This window comes from Winogradskyella ludwigii (assembly GCF_013403985.1).
GTDB lineage: Bacteria > Bacteroidota > Bacteroidia > Flavobacteriales > Flavobacteriaceae > Winogradskyella > Winogradskyella ludwigii.
This window is the reverse complement of sequence record NZ_JABFDF010000006.1, coordinates 106,235-123,401: the sequence shown is the minus strand read 5'-3', so window position 1 is coordinate 123,401 and position 17,167 is coordinate 106,235. Positions and strand designations below refer to the sequence as shown.

Annotated in this window: 22 protein-coding genes; 3 read left to right on the top strand and 19 right to left on the bottom strand. The window is 32.9% G+C overall.

Annotation, left to right across the window (positions count from 1 at the left end; genetic code table 11):
* Positions 1 to 99: 99 nt before the first annotated feature.
* Entirely contained in the window at positions 100 to 642 is a 543-nt protein-coding gene (locus HM981_RS14415; protein WP_179339509.1) for an AAA family ATPase, read from the bottom strand.
* A 77-nt stretch (positions 643 to 719) separates the two neighbouring features.
* On the opposite strand from HM981_RS14415, the gene HM981_RS14410 reads away from it, so the two are divergent.
* From HM981_RS14410 to murA, 3 genes are all read left to right on the top strand, one after another.
* Entirely contained in the window at positions 720 to 1,013 is a 294-nt protein-coding gene (locus HM981_RS14410; RefSeq protein WP_179339508.1) for a DUF493 family protein, read from the top strand.
* A 231-nt stretch (positions 1,014 to 1,244) separates the two neighbouring features.
* Entirely contained in the window at positions 1,245 to 1,904 is a 660-nt protein-coding gene (locus HM981_RS14405) for a DUF4290 domain-containing protein (protein ID WP_179339507.1), read from the top strand.
* A gap of 5 nt (positions 1,905 to 1,909) precedes the next feature.
* Positions 1,910 to 3,226, top strand: coding sequence for a UDP-N-acetylglucosamine 1-carboxyvinyltransferase (murA, locus tag HM981_RS14400; protein WP_179339506.1), 1,317 nt, complete (start codon positions 1,910 to 1,912; stop codon positions 3,224 to 3,226).
* An 86-nt stretch (positions 3,227 to 3,312) separates the two neighbouring features.
* On the opposite strand, the gene HM981_RS14395 is transcribed toward murA, so the two are convergent.
* The 18 genes from HM981_RS14395 to HM981_RS14310 form a co-directional block, all read right to left on the bottom strand.
* On the bottom strand, positions 3,313 to 3,675 hold the full coding sequence (locus tag HM981_RS14395; RefSeq protein ID WP_179339505.1) for a nuclear transport factor 2 family protein: 363 nt from the start codon (positions 3,673 to 3,675) through the stop codon (positions 3,313 to 3,315).
* 140 nt (positions 3,676 to 3,815) lie between these two features.
* Positions 3,816 to 5,120: a cryptochrome/photolyase family protein gene (locus HM981_RS14390; protein ID WP_179339504.1), complete on the bottom strand. Its 1,305-nt coding sequence runs from the start codon at positions 5,118 to 5,120 to the stop codon at positions 3,816 to 3,818.
* A 45-nt stretch (positions 5,121 to 5,165) separates the two neighbouring features.
* Positions 5,166 to 5,627 (bottom strand): SRPBCC family protein, encoded by a 462-nt coding sequence (locus HM981_RS14385; protein ID WP_179339503.1) that lies wholly within the window; start codon positions 5,625 to 5,627, stop codon positions 5,166 to 5,168.
* A gap of 63 nt (positions 5,628 to 5,690) precedes the next feature.
* Entirely contained in the window at positions 5,691 to 6,155 is a 465-nt protein-coding gene (locus HM981_RS14380; RefSeq protein ID WP_179339502.1) for a TspO/MBR family protein, read from the bottom strand.
* A 1-nt stretch (position 6,156) separates the two neighbouring features.
* A complete protein-coding gene (locus HM981_RS14375) occupies positions 6,157 to 6,327 on the bottom strand; it encodes a Lacal_2735 family protein (protein ID WP_179339501.1) in 171 nt (56 codons plus the stop codon).
* A 6-nt stretch (positions 6,328 to 6,333) separates the two neighbouring features.
* Entirely contained in the window at positions 6,334 to 6,822 is a 489-nt protein-coding gene (locus tag HM981_RS14370; protein ID WP_179339500.1) for a glutathione peroxidase, read from the bottom strand.
* A gap of 30 nt (positions 6,823 to 6,852) precedes the next feature.
* Complete coding sequence (locus tag HM981_RS14365) at positions 6,853 to 7,539, bottom strand: SDR family NAD(P)-dependent oxidoreductase (RefSeq protein ID WP_179339499.1); 687 nt, start codon at positions 7,537 to 7,539, stop codon at positions 6,853 to 6,855.
* A 10-nt stretch (positions 7,540 to 7,549) separates the two neighbouring features.
* Positions 7,550 to 7,780, bottom strand: a complete 231-nt coding sequence (locus tag HM981_RS14360; RefSeq protein ID WP_179339498.1) for a hypothetical protein — start codon at positions 7,778 to 7,780, stop codon at positions 7,550 to 7,552.
* A gap of 3 nt (positions 7,781 to 7,783) precedes the next feature.
* Positions 7,784 to 8,476, bottom strand: a complete 693-nt coding sequence (folE, locus tag HM981_RS14355; protein WP_179339497.1) for a GTP cyclohydrolase I FolE — start codon at positions 8,474 to 8,476, stop codon at positions 7,784 to 7,786.
* A 55-nt stretch (positions 8,477 to 8,531) separates the two neighbouring features.
* The gene (locus HM981_RS14350) at positions 8,532 to 8,804 is read right to left on the bottom strand and encodes a TIGR03643 family protein (RefSeq protein WP_179339496.1); all 273 of its coding nucleotides are present in this window, start codon (positions 8,802 to 8,804) and stop codon (positions 8,532 to 8,534) included.
* Entirely contained in the window at positions 8,801 to 9,232 is a 432-nt protein-coding gene (locus HM981_RS14345) for a hypothetical protein (protein WP_179339495.1), read from the bottom strand. Before HM981_RS14345 ends, HM981_RS14350 begins: the two co-directional genes overlap by 4 nt.
* A 102-nt stretch (positions 9,233 to 9,334) precedes the next feature.
* Positions 9,335 to 10,828, bottom strand: a complete 1,494-nt coding sequence (locus HM981_RS14340) for a cryptochrome/deoxyribodipyrimidine photo-lyase family protein (protein ID WP_179339494.1) — start codon at positions 10,826 to 10,828, stop codon at positions 9,335 to 9,337.
* Positions 10,818 to 12,350, bottom strand: a complete 1,533-nt coding sequence (locus HM981_RS14335) for a cryptochrome/photolyase family protein (protein ID WP_179339493.1) — start codon at positions 12,348 to 12,350, stop codon at positions 10,818 to 10,820. The genes HM981_RS14340 and HM981_RS14335 overlap by 11 nt, the downstream gene beginning before the upstream one ends.
* 25 nt (positions 12,351 to 12,375) lie before the next feature.
* On the bottom strand, positions 12,376 to 13,683 hold the full coding sequence (locus tag HM981_RS14330; protein ID WP_179339492.1) for a DASH family cryptochrome: 1,308 nt from the start codon (positions 13,681 to 13,683) through the stop codon (positions 12,376 to 12,378).
* Positions 13,653 to 13,802, bottom strand: a complete 150-nt coding sequence (locus HM981_RS14325; protein WP_179339491.1) for a DUF2256 domain-containing protein — start codon at positions 13,800 to 13,802, stop codon at positions 13,653 to 13,655. The genes HM981_RS14330 and HM981_RS14325 overlap by 31 nt, the downstream gene beginning before the upstream one ends.
* Positions 13,799 to 15,217, bottom strand: coding sequence for an SDR family oxidoreductase (locus HM981_RS14320; RefSeq protein ID WP_179339490.1), 1,419 nt, complete (start codon positions 15,215 to 15,217; stop codon positions 13,799 to 13,801). The genes HM981_RS14325 and HM981_RS14320 overlap by 4 nt, the downstream gene beginning before the upstream one ends.
* Positions 15,217 to 15,855 (bottom strand): flavin reductase family protein, encoded by a 639-nt coding sequence (locus HM981_RS14315; protein ID WP_179339489.1) that lies wholly within the window; start codon positions 15,853 to 15,855, stop codon positions 15,217 to 15,219. Before HM981_RS14315 ends, HM981_RS14320 begins: the two co-directional genes overlap by 1 nt.
* Positions 15,856 to 17,166 (bottom strand): ABC1 kinase family protein, encoded by a 1,311-nt coding sequence (locus tag HM981_RS14310; RefSeq protein ID WP_179339488.1) that lies wholly within the window; start codon positions 17,164 to 17,166, stop codon positions 15,856 to 15,858.
* Between the last annotated feature and the right edge of the window lies 1 nt (position 17,167).

Genomic DNA, 17,167 nt, shown 5'->3' with positions numbered 1-17,167 from the left:
ACCAATTTAACTATTTAATATTACATTTCATGTATTAGCTTATTTTTAAACTGAACTCATATGAATCTAAATTAGAGAAATCACATGATTTTAGTAATATTACTTTGAATTTAAGGACTCTAGAATAAAATCGGTTCTAGACGCTACACTGCCAAAAGGAACATCAATTAATTGATAGCCAAAGCGTTTGTAGGTTTCCAATAAATGATCGTGAATATCTATAGCTTCTTCAAAGCTTTCATAACGTTCACTATCACTTGTAAAAATTTCTTGCCAAGGTGCTAAAACAAAAATGGAATCGTATTTATGAGATTCGCAAGTCTCTATAAATGGCAATGGATATTTGTCTCCAATATAATCCATGTAAGCAATAACATCTGGTAAACCTCTATCTAAAAACACAACAGCTTCAGATTCTTTTGCAGCATCATTAAATTGTTTTGTTCTGCCTTCTAGGAGTTTTTCGCTAAACAAAAGTGGCTCGGTTAAAAAAAGTTGTTCTATACCATCTTTTCTTGCTTTTAAGGTGATTTCTCTAGAGATTTCATCGTAACAAATAAAGCCACGTTTTTTTAATTCATTAATAATTGTGGTTTTTCCAGTTCCTGGACCTCCAGCGATAACTACTTTTTTTGAATTCAAATTGCCTATATTTTGATTTAAAAATAAAAGATAAAAATGTAAAGTTAAGCGTATCTTTGCAATTGAAAAATTTCATTATGGATAATTCAGAAAAAACAGACGAGTTTTACGAGAAATTAAAAGCACAACTTTACGATACAGCTACTTGGCCATCGGAATATTTATATAAGTTTATTGTACTTACAGAAAGTTCAGGAGTTAATCATATTGAGGCTCTTTTTGATAATTTAGGAGCCGTTATGACTACTAAAGAGTCTAAAAACGGAAAATATACTAGTGTTTCTATAAATGTGAGATTAAAAAATCCTGAAGCTGTAATTGCGAAATATAAAGAAGTATCAGAAAACGTTGAAGGTGTAATTTCACTTTAAAAAACAGTCTATCCAAAACGACTTCTAACAGGTGAAGATTCTAGTATTCTTCTAGTACACTAAAGTGATAGTAACCTTATTAAGGTGTTATTGTTGCCTAAATATTTGTTGGGCTGTCCTAATCGTTAAATTTGAGTTTAAATTTCTTTTAGGCTTCGTATTTTTTTGTACTTTGCAACAAAACCTATAGACTACAGGTTTTATAAACTATATACTACACATTTTACAATTTTGATCGACGAATTAGAATACAATACAGAGCGCGAGCATTTAATTATACCTGAATACGGACGTCATCTACAAAAGATGATTAATTACGCTAAGTCTCGCGAAACAAAAGAAGAACGCAATAAAGTTGCTAAAGCAATCATTGCCGTAATGGGAAATTTACAGCCACATCTTAGAGATGTAGCAGATTTTCAGCATAAATTATGGGATCAGTTGTTTATTATGGCCAATTTTGAAATTGATGTAGATTCTCCTTATGGAGAGCCGTCCAAAGAAGAAATTCAAGCGCGACCAGAACCTTTAGAATATCCTCAGAATTTTCCTAAATATCGTTTCTATGGTAATAACATAAAAACTATGATCGATGTTGCTGTAAGTTGGGAAGATGGAGAGCTAAAAGAAGCGCTAACATATACCATTGCAAATCACATGAAAAAGTGTTTCCTTAATTGGAATAAAGACACTGTTGAAGATTCTCTGATTTTTAGACATTTGTTTGAATTGTCAGATGGTAAAATTGACCTTAAGAATAGTAAAGAAGACCTAAGTGATTCTACAAGCTTAATGCGTACTAAATCTAAGTATGGCAGTAAAAGCAATTCTAATAAAAAGAATACGTCTTCCTCTAAGAAAAAATATACCAGTAATAGAAAACGTTACTAATACGCATGAGTACATTTAAAATTGAAGGTGGCCACAGATTAAAAGGTAAAATTCAGCCACAAGGAGCAAAAAACGAAGCGTTACAAATCTTGTGTGCCGTACTGTTAACTGCAGAAGAAATTAAAATAGATAACATTCCAGATATTATTGATGTCAATAAACTTATCGCTTTATTAAAAAAGCTAGGTGTAAAAATCAATAAAGTAGGTAAAGGATCTTACACATTTAAGGCAGACGATGTTAATCTAAAATATTTAGAATCTGCAGAATTCAAGGAAGACGGAAAAGGCTTAAGAGGCTCTATCATGATTGTTGGTCCATTATTGGCACGTTTTGGTAAAGGGTATATTCCAAAACCAGGTGGTGATAAAATAGGGCGAAGACGTTTAGATACGCATTTCCAGGGGTTTATTGACTTAGGAGCTAAATTCCGTTATAACAAAGAAGATTTATTTTATGGTGTTGAAGCAGATAAGCTGAAAGGAACTTATATGCTCTTAGATGAAGCTTCAGTAACAGGAACAGCTAATATTGTAATGGCGGCTGTTTTAGCTGAAGGTACAACAACAATTTATAATGCGGCATGCGAGCCTTATTTACAACAGCTTTGTAAAATGTTGAATCGCATGGGAGCTAAGATTTCTGGTGTTGGTTCAAATTTACTAACCATAGAAGGAGTGGATTCTCTTGGCGGAACAGAACACAGAATGTTACCAGACATGATTGAAATTGGTAGCTGGATTGGTTTAGCTGCAATGACCAAGAGTGAGTTAACGATTACCAATGTAAGTTGGGATGATCTTGGTGTAATACCAAGTGTTTTTAGAAAAATAGGAATTACAGTGGAACGTCAGGGAGATGATATTCATATTCCTGCACATACAGATGGTTACGAAGTTCAAAATTATATCGATGGTTCAATTTTAACCATTTCAGATGCTCCATGGCCTGGATTTACACCAGATTTGTTAAGTATTATCCTTACCGTTTTAACACAAGCGAGAGGCGAAGCGATTGTGCATCAGAAAATGTTTGAAAGTCGTTTGTTCTTTGTCGATAAATTAATTGACATGGGAGCCAAGGTTATTCTTTGTGATCCGCATAGAGCAACGGTTATTGGGTATGATTTTAAATCTACGTTGAAAGCGACAACAATGACTTCACCAGATATTAGAGCCGGAGTTTCATTATTAATTGCAGCTTTATCTGCAAAGGGAACTTCTATAATTCATAATATTGAACAAATAGATCGTGGTTACGAAAACATTGATGAGCGTTTAAGAGCCATTGGTGCTAAGATTGAACGTGTAGAAGGAAACTAAAATTCTTTTTCTATAAGTATATAAAAAAAGCTTCAAGTTTATCTTGAAGCTTTTTTAGTTTCTGTAATTAAAACCTATAATAATTATTATTCCATGGAATAAAAATATTGTTCACTCGTAATTTTTCCGTCTTTTACTTCGTACACACAAACCTCTTCCATTTTCTGTCTTCCACGTTCCTTAAAAGTACAATCAAAATCCATTTTGGCCGTAAAAAAATTCCCTGCAACTAAAGGATCACTGATGCTACTTGCATGAAAATCTTCAACACTTTCTAACCATTCTTTACTCTTGTTCCACACGTTCTGTCTCCCAGAAACGACTTCTCCAGGCATACCTGGCATTTCTTTGCTAACGACATTTTCGGCGTAGAGTTCGTTAATGCATTCTAGGTTTTTACCTTGTTCGCACATCTCTTTCCATTTTCTTGCAACTCCCCAAGTATTCATAGTCGTATTAATTTAAGATTAGTGCTTTAAAGTTAACAAAAACTTCAGTGCTTTGTTAAAATAAAAGTAATGTTTTAAATTAAAATCAAAAAATTAACAATACTGCGAAGTCTTTTTAAGTTGTTTGTTGATGCCGTTCTTTAATTTAAGGCCGCTTTGTAGGTTTTTAAGCAACGCTCACGTGCTGCTTTGTGTTCTACAATAGGTTTAGGATAGGTGAGTTCTTGGTAATCTGGAACCCATTGCTTTATGTATTCATGATTTTTGTCAAATTTATCAATCTGTGTTGTAGGATTAAAAATTCTAAAATAAGGCGAAGCATCTACTCCAGAACCCGCAACCCATTGCCAGTTGCCAACATTGCTGGCCATATCATAATCGTGTAATTTTTCAGCAAAATAAGCTTCACCTAATCTCCAATCCATTAATAAGTGTTTGCAAAGAAAACTACCTACAAGCATTCGTATTCTGTTGTGCATAAAACCAGTGGCATTCAGTTCGCGCATTCCCGCATCTACCAAAGGATATCCAGTTTCACCTTTACACCACGCTTTAAATTCGGTTTCGTTATAACGCCATTCAATTCTGTCGTACTTAGGTTTAAAGGCTTCATTTTTTGTATGTGGAAAATGCCAAAGTATTTGTGTGAAAAATTCCCGCCAAATTAGCTCTTGCCAAAATATTTCATTCTCTTCAGCAATAGCTTTTTTAACCATTTTTCTAATACTTACCGTTCCAAATCTCAAATGCGGCCCTAAACGCGATGTGGAATCTTGAGCCGGAAAGTTTCGTGTGGCTTCGTAGGTTTGAATTAAAGTTGGTGTAACGTCGTAATCTAACACGTCTTGATTCGATTTTTCAAATCCAATATCAGATAAGGTTAAATTAGGTAATCTGCTATGCTCTATTAAATTACTTAAATAGGAATTGGTATAGAAAATTTCTAAATCAATGGTTCTAAACTTTTCTTTCCATTTACGCATGTAAGGTGTGTAAACCATATAAGGCTTTCCATCTTTTTTTACAATCTCGCTTTTTTCAAAAATGACTTGATCTTTGTAAGTTTTAAACTCAATATTATTATCACCTAAAAGTGTTTTAATCTCGGTATCACGTTCGGTTGCGTAAGGTTCGTAATCGTGATTTGTAAAAACAGTTTCAATATCATAATCTTGAACTAACTGTTTATAGATTTCTATGGGTTCACCTTTGTATAAAGCAATGCTACTTTTATGTTCGTCTTGTAGTGTTTGTCTTAAGTGTTGAAGTGTTTCATGAATAAAAGTAACACGAGCATCATCTTTTGGTAGCTGATCTAAAATTTTAGTATCAAATATGAAAATAGGAAGTACTGGATGTTCGGCTTTTAAGGCTTCAAAAAAACCTAGATTATCATCTAATCTTAAATCTCTCCTAAACCAGAAAATGTTTATTTTTTTACTCATAATATCTACTCTAATTTCAACTTTAAACGATTTGTTACTATTGATTTAATATTTGCCAAATAGTTCTTCCAACTTTGTTGTTCTGTATTTAAAAATTTCTTCCAATTTAGGTTTAACGATAATAGGATGCACAAGCTGTCCTAAAATACCCATTGGTACTTTGTAATCTATAATATCTTCCATTTCTACACCACCTTCAATTTCTTTTATAAAATGTTTGTGATGCCAAAGTGCATAAGGTCCAAAACGTTGCTCGTCTACAAAATATTCTTTGTCTTTAACATGCGTGATTTCTGTTACCCATTTTGTTTTTATACCTAAAACAGGTGTCACTATATATTGAATAATTTGACCTGGAAACATAGGTCTGTCTGCACCAGAAAGGATGTCGAAACTCATATAATCTGGTGTGATGGTTTTTAAGTTTGCAGGACTCGATAAAAATTCCCAAGCCTGATCTATTGTGATTGGTAAATTTTGTTTCTTGTGTAACGTGTATATTTTCATTTCCTAGATAATTGAAGTAAATAAATTAAAAATGTGTGTTAGCGTTGTGGATTGTTATAAATACTAATTATTAAACAGAACGTAACCGTTTAGCGATGTTGCAATACACAGCCAAATGATATAAGGCATTAATAGATATTTTAAGTGGCATAATTTGTCGTCTCCAAACGTGATGAAGAAGTAGGTGATAAGCAACGTTAAACAGATAATATTAATAAATGCCAATGTTGTTAAATGCTGATTAAAAAATAGGTAATTCCAACTCACATTAAGAATCACTGCAATAACATATAACGTGATGACAACTTTTGAGTTTCTAATAGAAAATAAATAACTTAAATACACTGAAAAGCAAACCATTATTAAGGTCCATGCTGCACCAAAAACCCAACCAGGTGGTGTCCAAGGGGCTTTGTTTAAGTTGGTATACCATACGCCTGTCACAGCGTCTCCCATAAACCATCGTCCAAGGGCAAGGCCGCCAAAATTTATGAAAAGAAATAGTAAAACAAGATAAATGTTTTTCAAGCTAAGCTTTTTTTAGTTGTTCAATTTTATCCATAATTATTTGAGCTTCAGCATATTTTTTGTCGCTCTCGCCTCTGTTAGTTGTAGAGAGCTTATGCCAATCTGCCATCAGTTTTTCATATTGTTTTGAAAGCTTTTCTACTTCAGTTGTTTTCTTAAAAAGTCCGAACATAATTTTTTATTTTAAATATTTTAATAATCGAGAACTCGAAGGGTTTGTAATAGAATAGAAGTAATCTAAAAAATTACCATTTTCATCTATTAAATATTTTTGAAAGTTCCATTTGATAGTAGTGGTTTGTTTACCGTTTAGAGATTTCTCTGTTAGCCAAGTATACAAAGGGTGTTTATGAGCACCTTTCACATTAATTTTTTCTGTCATTAAAAAAGAAACACCATAGTTAACTTTACAAAACTCTTGTATGTCACTCGCACTGCCTAGCTCTTGTTCTCCAAATTGATTACATGGAACACCAATAATAACTAACGATTCTATATACTTATCTTGAAGCGCTTGTAGGTCTCTATATTGAGATGTAAATCCACATTTTGAAGCCACATTTACAATCAGTATTTTTTTACCTTTAAAGCGTCCTAAATCTATGGGATCACCTTGAAGGCTATCAATCTTTATATTGTACACGGATTGCGTAGCAGTAGCTATCATATCGTTATTTTAAAATAAATTATGTGTGTTTTACAATTTGAAACTTACGATTCCGCAGTCCATTTCAAATATTTGACCTGACATAGAAGCCGCCTTTTCTGATAATAAAAAACCAGCCATATCTGCAACTTCTTTTGGTTGTAGGAACTTTTTTAGAGGATGACGTTCATTCATGTTCTCAATCATCCTTTCGTTACGCAGTAATTTTGAAGCTAACTCAGTATCTGTTACTGTTGGTGCTATAGCATTTACTCGTATTCCTGGTGCTAATTCTGCACCCAAAGATTTAGTTAATCCTTCTACTGCAGATTTAGAAGCGGCTACACTTGCGTGAAAAGGCATTCCTAATTTGGCAGCAACAGTACTAAAGAGAACTATTGAAGGTTTGTTTCCGTTTTTTAAAGCAGGTATATATTTCTGAATTGCTTTAACTGCACCAATGACATTAATGTCAAAGTCATTTTTAAAATCATCAACACTTAAGCGATTGATGGGTTTAAGATTAATGCTTCCTGGACAATATACTAAGCCATCAGCTTCATCTAGTTCTGGTAATTCGTCATTGAGAATGTCACAGCTATAATGTTTTAAATTGGGATGTGACTCCTCTGGTGCTGTACGGCTAATGTTTACAATTTCATCATAGGAAGAAAGCAAAGATGAGATAATGGCATTACCAATACCTTTGCTTCCTCCGATAACTATTAATCTTTTCATCTTGTATATCTTAAGATGTTGCTGTTAAAGGTCTGCCTTTTAATCGTTTTTCAATTTTTTGCTTTATAACAGTAAGACGTTTCATTATATCCATAAGTTTAGCATCCTTCTCTTTCTTATATAATTCGTTGACTTCTAATATTAAATCTTTAGCCTCTCTAGCCGCTAAAATTCTGTCACTTGTTGTTTTAAATGAAAATTTTCTGTTTTCAAATTCTGAAGCTTTCTCTAATATATCCATAGCTTAATTGTTTAAATAGTTTTGTAATTCTAAAATTTTTGAGGCATTATCAAATTCTCCTCCATAATATGTTGTTACTGTAGTTGACGTATCATCTTGTACACCTCTTGAAGAGACGCATAAGTGTTTTGCATCAATAATTACAGCAACATCTTCTGTTTCTAAAACAGTTTTAAGTTCGTTTGCAATTTGATTTGTTAAACGCTCCTGAACTTGAGGTCGTTTTGCATAATATTGCACAATACGATTTATTTTTGACAATCCAATGATTTTTCCTGAAGATTTGTATGCAATATGTGCTTTTCCTATGATCGGAACAAAATGATGCTCGCAATTAGAATAAAAAGTAATGTTTTTTTCTAAAAGCATTTGGTTGTACTTATACTTATTATCAAAAAGTGTAACTTTAGGTTTATTTTCGGGATCTAAACCAGAAAATATTTCTTCAACATACATTTTAGCAACACGATCTGGTGTGCCTTTTAATGAATCGTCGGTTAAATCTAGACCCATAACATCCATTATTTCTGAAAATAATATTGAGATCCGTTCTTTTTTTTCTGTATTAGACATTTCAAAAGCATTGGGCTTCATAGGTGTGTCTATACCTGTACTTAAATGATCGTCTCCTATGTCTTCATTACTAAAAGAGTCTAGGTTTTGATTATTTTTTTTGGAAATGATTTCTTTAATCATAAAATCTTTTTAATGTGCTGTCTTTAAGTACTCCAAACTTAAATCAAAGCACGGTTTAACGTTTTGAAATAGAGTTATTTGATATTGTTCTTTGTCTAGAGCATTTAAATCTGCCTTCGTCAAACGTTCTTTTTTTACTGTGTTTAGTAGCTCTGCCTTGCACGCGTTTGCGCCACAATCTAAAACTACTTGGCTTTAATTCACGTCTCATTAAATTAATAACCTCTTGTTCTTTTAATTTGAATTGAAAAGTAATAGCATCAAAGGGTGTTCTATCTTCCCATGCCATTTCAATAATTCTATCAATGTCTTTTAGTTCTAAATTCATAGGTCTTGAGGCATTGCGTATTGCATATCGTACTTTATCTTCTCATCCATTAACTTGTCAAAAAACTTTTTGTTTTCTTTAAAAGTTTTACTCGCTCTAAAATGCACAAATTTTCCTTGTGCATGTATGCTAGATCCATTGATTTTATATATAACGAGATGGTAATAAGGAATAATCCACGTAAAGTTTTTTAATCCTTTGTTAATTCTTACCAAAATGCCTTTAGGTCTCAATTCAATATTTCCGTAATTAATATCAGAAACCAAATTCATCATCGATTGCATATTTGGACTCACTTTATCAATAATCATCCGTTTAGAACCTATACCATTCATTTTCAATTTCTGTACCAAACTAAAAGAACTGCCAACTAAGTCAGCAATAATCTGTTTGTGTTCGGTGTTAGAATGTGTGGTGTTCAGTATCATATCTGTTCAAATATACAGAATGTTTAACGATACACTTATATAGTTAAACAAAAATTAACAGATAATTATGACTATAAGGCTTAAGCCTATGTGGTAAGGTATTTAATCGCTTCTTAACATACGCTTTCTGTCCTGTAAGGTATGTCGTTTTAATATTCTGAAACTTTCACTCATCACTTCCGAATCGTTTTTCATATTCCAAAGAATATCGCTGGCGAGTTTACGGTTTTCCTTTATGTCTACTATTGGCAACGGATAATCTTCACCAAGTTTAAAGTTGTACAGTCCTTGCTCTAACACAGTCATTAGATAAGGTTCATGGATAAATGGTGTGTCTAAATGTGCTAATTCTGGAACCCATTTTTTAATAAATAAAGCTTCAGGATCGTGCTTTAATCCATTGAGTGTTGGGTTATAAATTCTTAGATTATTAATACCAGTTTCGCCCGCTTGCATTTGCAATTGCGGAAAATGAATACCAGGTTCAAAATCTAAGAACTGTTGAGATAGGTGTGTGGTTGCAAACTGCCATGGTTGCCAAAGTATGTGAGTAAAGAAAGATGCCAACATGGCACGCATTCTAAAATTAACGTAACCAGTTTCAATTAAACAACGCATTGAAGCATCTACTAATGGGAAACCAGTCTGACCTTCTTTCCAAGCATTTTGGTAATTTATAGATAATGTTTTTTTGAGTTTATGATAGCCTTTGTTAACACTTGCGTTTTCCATGGTATGTTCCATTTCAAACTTCTGAATAAAATGCGCTTGCCAACGTAAACGTGAAATAAAAGCACCAATATGTTTATGGTTTGATGTTTTGACTTTTAATTCTTGTGCTTTTTGAAAAACTTGACGAATAGATAAATTTCCCCAAGCTATATAAGGTGAAATACGACTGCAACTGCTTCTTGAGGCTTCTGGTTTTGAAATATTAGACATGTAATTTTTATGTCGACTTTCAAAAAATGAATTTGCGTATTTCCAACCTATAGTTGTTCCTCCTTTTTGAAACTTTGTAACGTCAGGTGTGTGTAAATCTGTTACGGAAAACAACTGTTCTAAGTGTTCAATTTCAGAAATATTCAACAGTTGATTTTCTGAAGGTTGAAACACTTCCAAATGACTCGTCATATAGGTTTCCCAATTATCAAACCAATGGTCTCTGTTTACAATGCCACGTTCAACACCATTGTTCTTAGATTCTTTCCAAGTGATGAAATTATTTCTGCAATAGCGTATAAATTCTTTATCTCTATCGTAGGTCACTAATAAGCCTGTTTCAACATGAGAATAAATGGTTTTAATTCTATAAAATTCTTGTAACTGATTAAATGTACTTGAAATGTCGCTAGTAACGGTTAGCACTTTAGAATTATATGCTGAAAGTTGTTTATTGATATCTTGAATAGATTCTTTTATGAAATTAAAATGACGTTCGCTATAATGCACATCGTTTAATAATAAATGCTCAAAGACATAGATAATTAGTGTGCGTTTACCAGATTTTAAAGCATTAGAAATAGCTTCATTATCCTGAAGACGCAAATCGCGTTTTAACCAAACCACATTGATATGTTCTCTGTTAGTATTCATCTGGATTTTCTATAATGGCAGCGGCACGTTCTTTCATACTATTGAGTTGACTTTTGTCCATTTTGTCTAATAAACTATACATAATTGCCATGCGTCTGTTATTTCCTAAAATAGAGCGTTTATCATCTAAGAAATTCCAATACAAGCTATTAAAAGGACACGCATTGTCTGTTGTTTTTTCTTTTTTGTTGTAGTGACATTTATCGCAATAGTTACTCATTTTGTCAATGTAACTGCCTGAAGAGACATAGGGTTTTGTCGCAATTTTTCCGCCATCTGCAAATTGACTCATACCTCTAGTATTGGTTAATTGCACCCATTCTATAGCATCTGCATAGATACCCAAATACCAAGCGTCTACTTCGTCTGGATGAATTTGAGTTAATAAGACATAATTTCCTGTTATCATTAAACGCTGTATGTGATGCGCATAAGCATTATCTAAAGAATTATTGATGCTCTGCTTTAGGCAATTCATTTTTGTGTTGCCTGTCCAGAAAAAATCTGGAAGTTTATTGGTGTTTTTTAAGTGATTTTCAGATTTGTAATCTGGCATTAATGTCCAATACATACCTCGCATATATTCTCGCCAGCCAATAATTTGTCGCACAAAACCTTCGACTTGAGAGATGTCTATTTCAGATTTATGGTCGTAGTAATAATCAATCACAGTGTCTATAACTTCCTTGGGACTAATCAGTTTAATATTCATAGCAAAGGAAATACGCGAATGAAATAAATAAACTTGGTCTGTATGCATCGCATCTTGGTAATCACCAAAACGAATTAATAAATGCTCACAGAAATAATTGAGCTGCTCAAGAGCTTGATTTCTGTTTATAGGATAACTAAACGTCTCTGTTTTAAAGCGACCAATGGTTTTTATGCCGGCTTTCTTAATGTCTGAAACAATTTCTGAAACATCATTAATAAACCATTTGTAATGTGGGATTTCGGGCTTGCCTTTCCATTTTTTTCTGTTGCTTTTATCGTAATTCCACTTGCCTCCTTCAGGTTGTTTACCTTCCATTAATACTTCATGCTTTTTACGCATGTTGCGATAAAAGTTTTCCATGAGATACGTCTTTTTACCTTCAAAGAATTCTTTTAGTTCGTATCTAGAAGTGTAAAAATGTTCGGAATCATAAGTATTCGTTTCAATACCTAATGATTTGCAAAATGTGGTTAATTGTTCATCTAAACGGTATTCATCAGGTAATTGATATTCAAAACATTGAATAGTGTAGTCTTTAATTAATTTTGAAAGATTTTCGACTAAACTCTGAGTGTTATTTGTATCATTAATTTTGAAGTAAATCACATTGTGACCATTGGATTGAAGTTCTTCAGCAAAACTTCTCATAGCAGCAAAAAAGCCAATTACTTTTTGAATATGATGCGTTACATAATCTGTTTCTTGTCGCATTTCAAATAGGCAATAGGTAACGTTCTCATTGGTTTCTGTAAACCATGAGTGTTTAGAATTGAGTTGGTCACCTAGTATGAGTCTTAATGTTTTCATTGATTGTAGCTTTTTACTTTTTTAATTAAAATAAACGAGGTTGTAGCCATAAGTTTCTAAATTTTCCATTGGGATCGTAACGTTCTGCTTGCAATTGAACATTGAATGTTCTGTCTCTTGGGTCATTGCCAACTCCTGCAACATACATCCAATTGCCATAATTACTATGCACGTCATAATCGAGTAGGAGTGACTCAAAATAAGCAGCACCAATACGCCAATCGAGCTCTAAGGATTTGGCAAAATAGGATGCTACGTTCTGTCGTCCTCTGTTGCTCATCCAACCTGTGTTTTTTAATTCGAGCATGTTGGCATTTACAAAATCAGATGCTGTTTCTCCATTTATCCAGTTTTGAATAGAATTTTGGTCAGTTTTCCAAGTGTACTCTTTTTGAAGAATCCCTTCTAATTTAAAAATATGACTGCCATGTTTTAATGAAATGTATTTAAAATAATCGCGCCAAATCAATTCAAAAATTAACCAATAGGTCGACTGGTTTTTATAATGCTCTTTCTCAAATTGTTTGACTTGCCAGTAAATTGTTTTAGCAGAAAGACTACCATTTGCAAGCCATGCAGAAAACTTTGAGCTATAGTCAATACCAACTAATCCATTTCTCGTCTTTTTATAAAATCCTAGTTTTTTAGTATTGAAAAAATAATCGTTTAGTCGTTTATGAGCTTCAGTTTCTCCTCCTTTAAATGGAAAAGCAGAGTTAGTATTTATTTCAAAATCTTCAAACCCTAAATCTTTAAGTGTTGGTATGCTGGTGTTATTCTCAATTCGGTTTGATTCAGGTAACTTTTTTAAACTTAATTCTGTTTGAATTTTACTTTGCTTTTCAACAGCTTTTCTAAAGTTTGTGAATACTTGTGGTATTTCTGAAATATCAAAATTTATATCATCAGGATGGTACAAAAACTGATTGTAGATAGAATGCCAGTTTATATTTTTAAGCTTAGATTTTACTCCATTTTCAGTGCTAATTTCCTCTTCTGTCCATTCCTTTTGAAGAAAAATGTGATTAACGTTGTGAGTTTCGCATACTTTTGGAATAACCTCTTCTGGTTGGGCATGAAAAACTAATAATTCAATATTGAATTTTTTTAATTGAGTTTTTAAATCAGTTACAGTTTCTATCAAGAATTTAGCTCTAAATTTTTCTGTTTTTTTAAACCCGAATTTATCAAAAGAGAAGTGAAGCGGGTTAAAACAATAGACAGCAATAACTTTGGTGCCATTTTTTTGAGCTTCAATTAAAACGGCATTATCAATGGTTCTTAAATCATTTCTAAACCATACTAAATTGCTATTGTTTTTTGTCTTCTGCATTTTTCACTACAATATTTTACATCGTTCCAGTTCTTTTCCCATTTTTTGCGCCAAGAGAAAGGTCGGTTACAAACAGGACATAATTTTGTGGGAAGATTAGCTTTTTTTACACCTTTCATTTTTTTACCAAGGCGTTAATCATACCATTAAATACAAAAGCATGAAACGGTAAAACAGCATACCAGTATAAGCGTCCCCAAAGTCCTTTTGGTCTAAAAACGGCACGTTGGTGTAATTGGCCTTTTACAATTTTAAACTCGAGCCAAGCTTCGCCTGGTAATCGCATTTCTGCAAAAAGTAAAAGTCTTTTTTCTTCTTTACTAGCGTATAATACACGCCAAAAATCTAATGCATCACCAGCTTCTAAATACGTGTCGCTTGTACGTCCTCGTCTCAAACCTACACCACCAAATAGTTTATCCATGTAGCCTCTAATTTTCCAGAGTCCATTAAAACTGTACCAGCCGTTTCGTCCTCCAATACCCCAAATTTTATTTAAAGTATATTCTTCATCTGTGACAGGGCGTTTTTTTTCATCTGTAAAACAACCGTATTGTGGTAGCTCTATATGTTTAGATAGTTGGTCTTTAAAGCGTCCGCTACTTACAGCATCTTTCCAGCTAGATATGACAGCATTTTGTTCTATTTTTTGAAAAGCTAAATCCACAGCCGTTTTATAATCCATGGGTTTTATGCCAATAATTTCATTGATTTTACTTGGTTTCCCAATGACTTCAACCTTCATACTATCTACTAAAGCTGCAGCTAATTTAAAAGATGTAGAGGTTACAAAGTATAACCAATACGAAGAGAGTTTGGGTGTTAAAACAGGAAGCGTTACGATATATCGTTTAAAGCCTCTTACTTCTGCAAATTGAAGTAGCATTTCTTTGTAAGTCAAAACCTCTGGACCGAAAATATCAAAAGAATGGTTATATAACTCTTCTTTGCCTAAGCCACCAGCTAAAAAGTTTAAAACATCTCTAATGGCTAAAGGTTGTGTTTTTGTGTTGAGCCATTTTGGTGTAATCATAAAAGGCAACTTTTCTACGATATCTCTTATAATTTCAAAAGAAGCACTTCCGCTACCTACAATAATTCCTGCTCTATATGTTGTTAAAGCATATTTATCAGATTGTAAAGTGTTTTCTACTTGTAATCTCGATTTTAAGTGTTTAGAAAGTGATGTGTCATTTACAATTCCACTTAAATAAATAACTTGTTTGCATTGCGTTGGTTCTACTAAATTTTTAAAATTTTGAGCACATTTTTGTTCTAAATCTTCAAAATCATCAGAACCTGTAGACATAGAGTGAATGAGATAATACGCGGCATCTATATCTTTTGGAATCTCAGCAGCTTCTGGCTCTAAAAAGTCTACTTTTATAAAAGAACACAAGGGATTGTCTTCAATTTCATCTGGAATACGACTTAAATCACGGACGCAACACACCAACTCGTGCTTGTCTTCTAATAGTTGAAGCGCTAATCTTTTAGCGATGTAACCAGTTGTGCCTGTGATGAGTATTTTCATTAGTCTGTAAGATTTGCAAATTGTGATTTTGGTCGTTGGTATTCTAAACGTGTTTTTAATTGAGGTATAGCGTAACCATCTAAACCATTTATGGTCGCTATATTACCTTTAGATAAATTTACAAAACCATCGTCTTCAATGAGCGTATTGTCAATGAATAATTTTTCAATTTTACCGATAACAAGAATGGTATTGTTTGCAGCAATTGGATATTCTTCTACAAATTGCATGGCCATTTGCACAGGTGAGTTCTTTACAAATGGTGCTAAAAAATCATCCTTATAATCTTCGGTTAATCGTGTCACATCAAATTCTGAAATATCTGAATCGTATTTGGCAGATGTGTGATGTGCATCTTCTATAATTTCAGAATGCACATGATTAATCGTGTATTTTCCTGTTGCTTTAATATTAGAATAGGTGTTGCGTATCACAGTTGTTGGTCTTAAAAAGAAACCTAACAAAGCAGGATTAGAACCTAAGTGTGTGATTGAACTAAATATAGCAAGGTTACTAAAACCATCTTCGCTTTTTGTGCCAATGAGGTTGGCAGACTTGTAACCAGAACAACTATTAATTAGGTTTATTCTGTATAAATGCTCCATTTCGTCAATGTCTTCACTGCTGAATTCTAACATCTATAAATTTTTGAAATTGTTTATTTGCACATTTTCAGCTTTTAAATCGAACATTAAATTATACAATCCAAAGAAGGTTCTATTGATATAAATAAAGTGTTTAGAGCCTCTGTTACCATTCATATTCTTTAATTCTGTACTTTTTGAATAGCGTTGTCCCATTTCTGAAATACGATTGAAAAATTCAGGATCTGAAAAATCGAATTCTTCAACATGGAAAGGTGTTGTAAACAAGCTTAATAATTCATGAAACATGGCGCTGAAGAATTTTATTTCTTCTTCAGAATCATCGGTTCTTAAAATTTCTAATTCATAGAGTTTTTCAGTAAATAACTTCGGGTTTTCAATGCATTCTTTTTCTGCTAATTCAAAATATGGAATGTAAAAATCTTCTGGAATCGTTTTCATACAACCAAAATCGAGTGCAATTAAATCACCAGATTCAGATATTAAGAAATTACCAGGATGAGGATCAGCATGTACCTTACGAAGGTTATGAATTTGAAACATGTAAAAATCCCAAAGTGCTTGCCCTAATTGATTCGAAAGTTCTTGACTAGTATTATGTGCTACAAATTCCGAAAGGTGTTCGCCTTTCATGTAATCCATTGTGATAATACGCTCAGAAGAAAATTCCTCATAATATTTTGGAAATTTAAGATTAGGAATATGTTCGCAAGCTTCAGCAACTGCTTTACTTTGTTCTATTTCTAGGATGTAATTAGTTTCTTCGGTAAGTTTGTTTTCAACCTCTTTAAAATATTTATCAGAATCTTTTCCTTTAATATTAAACATTTTAATTGCAATGGGTTTAACCAAAGCTAAATCTGACGCGATACTTTCTGCAACTCCAGGATATTGGATTTTCACAGCAAATTTTTTCCCATTCTTCTCTGCAATATGGACTTGGCCAATACTGGCAGCATTTACTGAAGTTGCGTTGAAAGTGTCAAATATATCTTCGGGATGTTTACCAAAGTATTTTTTAAATGTTTTTATAACTAAAGGTGGTGATAATGGTGGTACGGAAAATTGAGATAACGAAAATTTCTCTACATAAGCTTGTGGCAATATGCTTTTTTCCATGCTTAACATTTGTGCAACTTTAAGTGCGCTACCTTTTAATGTTTTAAGGCTGTCGTAAATATCTTCTGCATTATTTTTATTGAGACGTTCTTTGGCATCTTCTTTAGAGTTTACCATTTTATCTCCATAATACTTTAGGTAATTCACACCAACTTTGGCTCCAGTAGAAACTAATTTAGTTGCTCTAGATATTTTGGTCATTGGTATGCTGTCTATAGTTTTCATA